Consider the following 10,766-nt stretch of genomic DNA (forward strand, 5'->3'; position numbering starts at 1 on the left):
GTGCCATTCACCAACAGGGCCACATTTTGTCCTGCCGCTACATTCAAACCTGTCCACCGACCACTGGCAGCATCATACTTACCTGCGCCTGGTACAAAGCCTGTTACATTGTAACCTACAGGCAGCTGGTCTTTCACGATCACTGTGTCGCCAGGCACAAGGGCTCTTGGGCCCTGGTTCTGAAGTGTGATCGTAAAGTTCAACGGACCACCGGCCTTAGCTGTAGCGCTGTTCGCCTTCTTGCTCAACTTCAGGTGATAAGCGGTATTTGTACTGTCTTCGACTGTTACCGTAGCTCCTCCGCCGTTTTCAACCGGTATGGAATCTTTCTTCGGGGTAAGACCAGTTACCTTATTCGTCAGGCTGTTGCCGCTGTAATCTGCTGCCACGGTGCCATTCACCAACAGGGTCACATTTTGTCCTGCCGCTACATTCAAACCGGTCCAGCGACCGCTGGTTGAATCGTACTTACCGGCGCCCGGTGCAAAGCCCGTTACATTGTAACCTACAGGCAGCTGGTCTTTCACGATCACTGTATCGCCAGGTACGATAGCTCTCGGCCCCTGGTTCTTAAGCGTGATTGTAAAGTTCAGCGGACCGCCGGCTTTAGCTGTAGCACTGTTTGCCTTCTTGCTCAACTTCAGGTGATAAGCTGTATTTGTACTGTCTTCGACCGTTACCGTAGCCCCTCCTCCGTTTTCAACCGGTATCGAATCTTTCTTCGGGGTAAGACCGGTGACTTTATTAGTAAGGCTGTTGCCGCTGTAATCTGCTGCCACGGTACCATTCACCAACAGGGTCACTTGCTCGCCTGCCGCTATATTCAAGCCGGTCCAGCGACCACTGTTTGCATCATACTTACCTGCGCCTGGTACAAAGCCTGTTACATTGTAACCTACTGGCAGCTGGTCTTTCACGATCACTGTGTCGCCAGGCACAATAGCTCTCGGGCCCTGGTTTTGAAGTGTGATCGTAAAGTTCAGCGGACCGCCGGCTTTAGCTGTAGCGCTGTTCGCCGTTTTGCTCAACTTCAGGTGATAAGCTGTATTTGTACTGTCTTCGACCGTTACAGTGGCTCCTCCGCCGTTTTCAACCGGTATGGAATCTTTCTTTGGGGTAAGACCAGTGACTCTATTCGTCAGGCTATTGCCGCTGTAATCTGTTGCCACGGTGCCATTCACCAACAGGGTCACTTGCTCGCCTGCCGCTACGCTTAAACCCGTCCACCGACCACTGGCAGCGTCATACTTACCTGCGCCTGGTACAAAGCCTGTTACATTGTAACCTACAGGCAGCTGGTCTTTCACGATCACTGTGTCGCCTGGCACAATAGCTCTCGGGCCCTGGTTTTGAAGTGTGATCGTAAAGTTCAACGGACCACCGGCTTTAGCTGTAGCGCTGTTTGCCGTTTTGCTCAACTTCAGGTGATACTTTACAGTATCTACATTTATCTTCGCCTCTCCTTTGCCAGGCACTGCAGGGATCGGATCTTTATTAGGGTCTTTACCACTTACGGTGTTTGTCACGGAACTGCCGCTGAAGTCTTTGTTCAACGCGCCCTTCACGAGGATAGTAGCGCTATCTCCGGATTTCAGGTCCAATCCTGTCCATTGCCCGGTTGTGCTGTTATAGTGACCCCGGCTGGCTTCAAAACTATTCACGTTATAGCCGCTGGGAATCTGATCTACAACAGTGACGGTATCTTTCGGCGTTATCGCATCACCACCCTGATTATATAATGTAATTTCGAAATTGAGTGAATCTCCTGGTTTGATCAGGCGCTCGTTTGATTTTACAACCTTGGCAAGCGCAAGTTTATAAACCGGTTTAATGGGGTCTACATCTACTTCTGATCTGTTTTCAGGCGTATTTTTGATAGGAACCCCTTTAGGATCAAGGCCACCTACCGTATTGACCAGCTTACCGCTAAAGGTATTGCTAACCCGGCCTTTCAGCACCAGGGTGACACTTTTGCCAACAGGAAGCGTCAGGTTAGTCCAGCGACCTGATTGAGGATCGTAGTTGCCATTGTCAACCTTATAGCTGTCTGCGATATAACCTGCGGGCAGGGTGTCTTTCACCGTTACGATAGTATCTGTAAGGTTCAGTGTACCGTTATTGGATAAAGTGATCGTGTAGCTCAGCGAATCGCCTGCTTTCAATCTTGACTTGTCTGCTTTCTTTTGAAGCAACAGGTTATATTTCGACGCAGGAGGATTTACCTGTACAGTAGCGCGTGCCATATTATCCGCACTTCCGGCAGCCGGAATTGGTAACTGATGCTGATCAAAGCCCAGGGCAATATTTGTCATTTTACCCCAGAAATCACTTCTTACTGTACCATTCAACCAAATGGTAGCACTGTCTCCGGCCGGGATGTTGAGACCGGTCCAGGAACCGTTTGCGGCGTTATATTTACCGGCGCTTGTTACTATTTGTTCCTGCTTGCCCAGTTCAAAGCCTTCGGGGATCATATCCCGTATGGTGATTGTATCTGCTACAAAAGCGGTATCGTTAAGATTCTTCAGAATAATGGCAAAGCTGAGTGAATCTCCGGAAGTAACCTGGTCTTTGTTGGCTACCTTGCGCAGCAACAGTTTATTCATCTTTTTAGTGGTATCTATTTTCACCACGGCGTGCCCACCGGTGCTGTCGGTAACAATGTCATCTCCGTCCGGCGTTTTGCCACCCACTTTGTTCACCAATGAATCTCCTTTGAAGTCGGGACTTATCCGTCCTTTTACCAACAGCCGGGCGCTCTGGCCAGAGATAAGGTTCAAACCTGTCCAATAGTGCGTTTTCGGATCGTAGGTTCCCATCGTAGGTTCATATCCAAGCACTTCAAGCCCGGCAGGCAGCGTGTCTACCACCAATACCCTATCTGAAGGTTTAATATCCACCACTCCTTTATGACGAAGCGTGATGGTAAAATCTACCGGGAAACCAGGCCCGACAGCTTCCTGGCTGTTCGCTGTTTTAGCCAGTTCCATCCTGTATTTTATCTCATTTACAATTGGCGCAGGATCTATCTCATACGTGGTGCTGTCTATACGGGCTTCCACCTTGTTGCCAATCTCACCGGTTTTATAGTCTGCCCTGATATGTCCTTTTACCAGCAACATCATTTTTCCGTTCGGAGCCAGTGGTGCTGTTGTTTTCAGCATTGACGTTTTCATGTCGTATACACCGGTATTGCCTGTTGCGCTAATATTATCAATCACATAAAATTCCGATTGCGGCACATCTTTTACATACACTGCCTGTCCTGCCGGCATAGTATTTTTTCCGCTGTTGATCAGCGTGATCGTATAATTCAATGCTTCGCCGGCATTGGCTTTCAGCTTGTCCGGTTGTTTGTTCCCGCTCAGTTTAAAGCCGGGATTGATCACCGGCGAAGGCGTAATATCAATAGGAGTACCATTTTCTGTTCTGCCGGTAACCCTGTTAACAAGCGTATCTCCTCTGTAGTTATTGGAGAGGTTACCTCTTACGATCAGCCTTACTGAATCTCCGGGCGCGAGGGTAACACCTGTCAACACCGGTTCGTTATACTGGCCTTTACCGTCTGCAACGGATATTTCCTGTATAATGTAATCCTTCGGCGCCATGTCACGGATATAAGTCTGGGCGCTTGCCGGCATGGTCTCGGGGCCTTTATTGCGCAGCACGATCACAAAATCCAGTTGATCTCCCGCCTGCACATCGCCGACACGGCCAATAGCATACTTGTTACCGTACAGGGTATATTTTTCCGTTCCGGCGTTTACAGTCGGCGTGGGCTCTACTTCCAACGGCACGCCGTTTTCATACGTGGCGTTCACGTCATTATTGAGCGGACCACCCTCATAGTCCGCGGTCAGGAAGCCTTCCACGCGTATTGTAGCAGTTCCGCCCGGAGGTATGTCTGCACCGAAGAAAGTCTGATTGCCCATTACATAGAAACCGCCGGAAGGGCTGTTGTCTGGTACATACATCGTGTCAATCCGGTAGCCTTTTTCCCTGGGCACATCTTTGATATACAATTTCGAAGCAGCCGGGAAGCTCTCTGTTCCGGTATTTGTGATGGTAATGGTATAGTCCAGTTTCTGAAGATTGCCTACCCTTAATTGATCAGGCACCTTTTTTACTTTGAGATGGTAGTTGGGCATTACAGGCGGCGCCTGCCTGATGGGAATCTGTTTACCGTTCATCTGTGAGCCCGATACATTAATATTAATGGGCTGTCCGGCATAGGTGGGAGGAATAACGCCACTGATCTCCAATGTCACTTTTCCTTTAGGGGGAATAGAATCACCGGTAAATTCTCCGGTGCGCATATCGAAGCGTCCGCGACCCAGTACCGTGATGCTGTCTATCCTGAAATTCTTATCGTTTTCAGAGATGGCTTTTATTTTCAGGCGGGCCGTATCTGACAGTGTTTGTAAGCCATTGTTGTCAATGGTCAGCAGATATCTTATCCTGCCGCCTTTCTCCACTTTGGGATTAGGATCTTCTGTGGTAACAACCCCTTCCAGCATAGGAGAAGGCAATACATTCACTTTTATCTCCAAAGGTGCTGATGGATTATCGCTGCAGGCATTGGCCAATGCCTGGAGGTAATAGTATTTTGTTCCGGTAAAGCCAGCGGGAATTTTCACAATGGCTTCCGGCCCCATGGCAAAGGGTTTCTGACCAAGATCTTCCTCGGTGTACCATTTATAGATCATACATCGGCCCTGCATATCCTCCTTCACTTTCAGCCGCACTTCCTGCCCTTGTTCCACCTGGACAGTGCGCATGCTCTTGTCCATAAAGGTTTCGATGTTGGGCATCTGGGGCCGGCGTGAAATCTCATAAACAGCGGTACCGGCTGTTCCAAGATCAATACCAATTCCCGCAACACTTACCTGCACAGCATCTACCTGCTGTGGTACTGCGAAAGAAACCCGCTGATAAGCCAGGCCGCCGCTCACCCATGGAAGGATGTTCTTGAAAGCCAGCGGCTCTTTCAGGTTCATAGCCTCGCCTACCTGGTTACCCTTATTATACATGTATACACGTATATTTCCAATCTGTAACCGCGCGGTCGCGGACTCGCTGAAGATAACAACAACAGAATCGCCGGCGCTTAAGGGGTTGGAATCAAAATGCGCGGTTACAGCCTGCCACTGTCCCAATTGAAGGATATCGGGCTGAAAAACAACAGCGGTTCCTTCATTTCCATCTCCCACATTTTGAAGGTTGTCCGGAGCTTTAGGGCTACTCCCTATTCCCAGAATATTCTTAAGACCATTGAAAAGATTACCTATGGCACCAATAGGATCAAGCCGAAGGATCGACTCCAATACTTTTCTTGCGTCGCCACCAAGTCCCAGTATTGCATTGATAACTGATTTGGGCAGGTTCACGATGTCCTGTTGCAGGCTTTTCCCCCATTCAACATCCATGGCCGTCTCGTAAGTAATTTTATCTGGTCTGTTGCACAGCCGCTCTGTAGCGGGGCATCCATTGGCTGTACCGTTATTATTACCTGACGTGTCCTTTACGTTGACAAAAACAAAGGGCGATTCAGTTATCGGTATAGAAAGCCCCAGTTCATCAGTGCCCTGCGCACTGTTTCGAAGTATGCCTGAATAGGAGGTATCCACAACACCGCGTACCTGCAGGCGGGCGGTATCGCCCGGAGCGAGCGTAATGCCTGACAGTCCCCCGGTTGTGGTATCATACCTTCCGGTTTCACCCTGCGGAAGGGACATGCGTTGTACCTGGTACCGGGTAGCCGGCATTGGCAAATCTTTTATGAATATTTTTGAGGAGGGCTGAAGACTGGCCGCTCCGTTATTTACAAGCGAAATATCATAATCCAGGCGTCCTGTTTCGCCCGGTGTCGTTTTGCTCACCTTCGTCCGCGAAGGGGTTATACTGCCCTGAAGCTGGGCTTTCGGATTTACAATCAGGTAAACAGGTGTTTTAGCTTGTAACAGACACCCGTCTTTTTCGATCGATACATAGTAGGTATACTGCTGTTCTGTAACAGAAGGCTGTATCTTCGGCGTAAAGTCATTGCCCGTGTATATAGGCGTCTGATCACGATAGCCGTTGAACCATTTAAAGCGGTAACCCAGATTCCGCTTGTCCTCTTTCACCGAAAAGGTCGCAGGTTCTCCATTGCTCACAACAACTTTACTTTGTTTGAGAATGCTGTCCACCCTGGGTGCACCCAGCAGGCCATACACTTCATAGACCTTCAGCGCAGTACTTTCATTCGTTACTCCCAAAGGCGACACTAACTGGCTGAGGTCCAGGCTGAGAAGCCCGGCATTCAAGGTAACGGTTACACGATCTACCTCGCCGGGGACCTCCTGTTTGAATATAGCAAATGGTTGTCCTCCGTTCTGCCACCCATCGAGCGTTATAATTTGCGGCCCCTTTAAGGTATATTGCCCCACCTGCTGCGTGCCGTTCTTGTACATGGTAATCGTAATAGAGCCGGCGATATCCGCTTTCCAGGCAGCCGGCATTTCGTACTTCACAACCACCGTATCCGGAATGCCGTCGCGTATCTGAAGCGGCGTACCAAAATTAACATTCAAATTAGCGGTGGTGCCAATAAGACCGGCCGGGCCATTACTTAATATAGCTGCTGTTTGCATGTTGCCGTCAATGGCAAAATTCGGGTTGGTGACGGACTGTGAACCGCTTATCAGTCTAAGACCATAAGTGTCCCCGTCTGCGCTTGTTGGCTTACCACAGTCCTGTTGCGCGTAGGCAGCAAAACCTGTAAACATAAGCAACAGCAGCCAAAGACCTGCTTTTCCTAAAAGGGATCCTGGCTTTACAATGCAATAGTCAAAAATCTGCTGAGATAATTGACGGATAAACATCTGCGAGGTCGACATGTGTAAATGTGTTTCCATGAAACTTGCCTGTTATTAATACTTACTATGTTATTTCAAAATGATACTTTCATATTCGCAATACTCATCCGGCAGCGCCATGGGCGTGCACGACTATCCTACTCCCCGGTTCGATCAGGAGCATAATATTCTCAATAAGGTTTTATTGGAATGAGTTGGCTAAGATCCGGCAACTTCCACCTTATCCAGGTGTTACCGGGAGTATATTGCTTATACTTAATTATTCACTATACAAAACTATAAGACCCAAAAAGCTATTCCATTAAAGTTGTTTAATAAGTTTTCCGAATAACAATTTTATTTACATTATTGCGGAGTACTTTTGTAATAGATCAACCAGTTCATGCGTGTTTTGATAAAACCAGACCGGTGGTAACGCCAGTCCCTGCATTTACGACCATTGTCTTTTTCAGACACTAGCGGGTAATAAAAAATGAAAACACCATATATGAACTATCTGTAAAAGCAAGAGACATCCACCTGTTAATTTTACCCTTCAGTAATACTTTATTTTTCAGACTAAGTGAGATATTACCGTTTGTTCCTTTCCATTCGCTGTAGCGGCATGCCTTCTATTAGAAATCCTGGAAAACTGCAATAATCACCCGCAAGGTCCCCTCTATCATAAAACCGGATAACACAATCTCCTTTGTGATCTGCCTGGTACTTATAACATGTTCCCTGCATAATGAAGCAAAGTTTTCTGCATGTCATGCCAACACTCAGCAAAAAATCGTTTTTCCCGATTGACCTCGTCCTGATCATAGGAGCAAGCAGGTCTATTAACCGCTGTTCGCAGGAAGGCATAAATTCAAGTATAAATGTCAGTAATGTGCTCATGGCAATTGGCTGCTATACACGATAGATACATGCCCGGTTAAAATTTACCCCACTACCTGGTGAAAAATCTTTCAGATATATATTTCACATATCATCACAATAAGAAGCCGGGGAGGAATCCCCGGCTAATTAGTGAACAACCATATCTTATACTTATTGTCAGCTTGCATGTTTATATGCAAAAAGGCTGGTGAGAGCACCTGCCTCTGGTTCTAACTCTAGGATAGTAAATATCCTGTATTACCGACTAAACCTATGCCTGATACTGATACACTAAATACTTTCTTTTTCAAATCCGTATTATACGGCTTAAAACAATGGAACGTTTACTGCTCCTGCTGTATATTTACATCTTTCCCATTATAGAGACATGACCTGTTGAAATTTACCCTGCTGCTACAAAAAAAAATTGTGGATCAGGTTAACTCCATATTATACTATCATGAAAAAGTCGCGGATGTGCCTTATCACTGTCCTTAGCATGTATACCGAGATAGGGGCCGATAAGACTCCGGGGCCTCCGTTTTATTCCGTCTGCCCGCTGCTCTACCAGGTTTAAATATTTAGCATCCGGGGTATGCTGAAAAGAAACCGCACGCGCTATGCTCTTACAATAACTGTATTCAGCCAGCGTCTTGAATATTTGTTCAAATGCGGGATCCAATCCTGTAAGCATAGCAATGGCAGAAAAGGACAATTGCTCTACATACAAATCTTCAATTGCCCTGATATAATAATGCACTGGCCGATAGGGCGTAAAGCCATCGTAGTCCCCCGCCAGTTCGCCGTCGTAGTAGCACCCGGTCACGTAGTCACGTCCCGTACCACGGTTAAATCTGCAACAAATGCCCTGATTAATAAAAGTCAGCTGCTCACATATATCTGTGGCACGCAGTAAAAAACCGCCCTGTTTTATAACATTGCGGGAAATGAATGGCCGTATGAAATTTTCCAATGTGCAATCGCCTGCCGGCGCAAATTCAAGGATAAATTTTTCAAGCGTATACATCATAGTAATCTCTCCCACTAACCAGAGACATTCATACGCAAAATTTACCCTCTTGTCCGGGAAGAAATTAACAAAGAATATTTTAGTTAAATGTCATTATTCATTCTGCACCATACGCGGGTTGGCGTCCATTTCGCGTTGAGGGATGGGCAGCACTACTCTCTTATCTGTCGGGAACACTTCAAATATAGCGCCCGTACCAACGGCGGGCCGTATCATGGGTAATCCAATACGATAATCATCAAATCCGCTATGTGATTCAAAGCAGAGTTCCAGGCGTCGTTCCAGCATAATATCCTGCTGAAGCTGGTTGCGGCCGGAATAAAGCAACGCCGGCAGGCCGGCCCGGGTATGAATAACATTCAGGGCGTCCAGGGCCTGCATGATGCTATCCATTTTAAAAAGAGCCTCTGCTTTGTTCAGGTAAACTTCAGCGAGCCTTAGATGTATAAAAGGAGCACCTATTCCTTCATTTTTTTTGGTTACCAGGCGTTGGTCCGGTAGCTGTTGCTCAAAAAAGACACGCCGGTGATCATCAGGCGTAAAGGCCTGCCATAAGGAGCCTGCAACCTCCCAAACTGGCATATAATCAATACCCTGCTCCTTATTGGTAGATGCGAAAATGATCTCGGGGTTACCATATTCATTGTTATATAGCGTATCATATGCATTCCCTTCCAACAACCGGAACTTTCCCTCCCTAATCACTTTATCTGCATACAGCAACACCTGTTGACTGGCATTTTTATCTGCTGCATCAAATGTACCTCCCATATAAAGATACACCCTTGAAAGCAAGGCCCAGGCAGCTGTTCTGGAAGCATATACATTCGTGCGGCCAACATCTGCTGTCATGGCGCTGTCTGCAGACATCAGATCTTCAATGACCTGGGCATATACTTCTTTTACGGTGCTCCGGCCGGGAATAAAGTTTATATCTGTATTGTTCTTAATCATAACACCTGGATTCACCTGCGGGCGCTGGTAGTAGGGACGCCCGAACAGCCTTACCAGATTGAAGTAAGTGTAGCCCCGGAGGAAAAGGGTTTCTCCCTTTGCATGCAGCAATGAAGCTCTCCCGGCAGGAGACAGATTGACAAACTGCTGGCTTTTTTCAAAGCGCGCCATCCCTTCCAATACCTCATTGCAGGCAATCACCAGCGCATAGGCATCTATCCAATACTCCTCTATGGAAGGATGGCCTGGGTCCTGTACATAATTGAAGATACTATACCCCAACGCGTTCGGGGATATAGTGATCGTATTCCCCCTCAGTTCACTGAACGTATGGAAATTTCCGTTACTTTTTCTCAGCAATATATAATTGCCGTTTACGGCTTCCATAATGCCTTCGAAGGATGATAACTGTACCTCTCTTTCGCTCCAGCCATTACTGTTTGCAGTAAAATCCAATGACCTTCGGCAACCGCAGGAGAACAACATTGTAAGGAAGAGATAATAGTGAATGGCCCTTTTCATCACCAGGTTTATTTAAAATTAACGAGCAAGCCTACCAGGTAACGCCTGGGCAACCCAATTCCTCCTCCCACCCCACTCAGGGAGCTCAATATATTACCGCCAACATATGCGGCTTCAGGATCAACCTGCGTAAAATATTTACTGGTAAAAGTATGGAGGTTATCTATGCTTAAATAAATTTCTGCCCTGTTTATAAAATAACGGTCCAGCCAATTTTCCGGGAGCCTGTAATCCAGCCGGATATTGCGTATTCGCAGAAAACTATTGTCTTCATAGAAATAGGAGTTCCTTAAATCATGAAAAAAGCCATTTCGTGCTGTTTCATATATTGAAGGCATATTCGCATCCTTATCCCCCGGATAGCGCCAGGGGTGCTGAGATGGGGCATATGCCACCTTATTCTTTATACCAGCCGGGATGGGAATGCCATCGCTGAAGCCCTCATTCCCGGCCTGGTAAAAAAACCGGTCAGCATTCAGCGAGCGGGTGCCATATACAAACTCGGCCAGCATGCTCAATGTAAAGTTTCCATACTGTAATGT

The 10,766-nt window shown here is 47.2% G+C and carries 3 protein-coding genes and 1 pseudogene; all 4 read right to left on the reverse strand.

Annotation, left to right across the window (positions count from 1 at the left end; genetic code table 11):
- Positions 1-6,896: hypothetical protein (locus VIM72_RS28275; RefSeq protein ID WP_332006164.1), on the reverse strand; the 6,896-nt coding region annotated here is incomplete at its 3' end.
- Positions 6,897-8,157: 1,261 nt separating this feature from the next.
- A complete protein-coding gene (locus VIM72_RS28280; RefSeq protein ID WP_332006165.1) occupies positions 8,158-8,748 on the reverse strand; it encodes a hypothetical protein in 591 nt (196 codons plus the stop codon).
- A 93-nt stretch (positions 8,749-8,841) separates the two neighbouring features.
- A complete protein-coding gene (locus VIM72_RS28285) occupies positions 8,842-10,224 on the reverse strand; it encodes a RagB/SusD family nutrient uptake outer membrane protein (RefSeq protein ID WP_332006166.1) in 1,383 nt (460 codons plus the stop codon).
- A gap of 8 nt (positions 10,225-10,232) precedes the next feature.
- Positions 10,233-10,766: pseudogene (locus tag VIM72_RS28290) on the reverse strand (hypothetical protein); the annotation flags it as partial.

This window comes from Chitinophaga sp. (assembly GCF_036569185.1).
Taxonomy (GTDB): Bacteria; Bacteroidota; Bacteroidia; order Chitinophagales; family Chitinophagaceae; genus Chitinophaga.

Coding starts and splice junctions, on each gene's coding strand:
- VIM72_RS28280 (WP_332006165.1), bottom strand. CDS start 8,748: ATGATGTATACGCTTGAAAAATTTATCCTTGAATTTGCGCCGGCAGGC.
- VIM72_RS28285 (WP_332006166.1), bottom strand. CDS start 10,224: ATGAAAAGGGCCATTCACTATTATCTCTTCCTTACAATGTTGTTCTCC.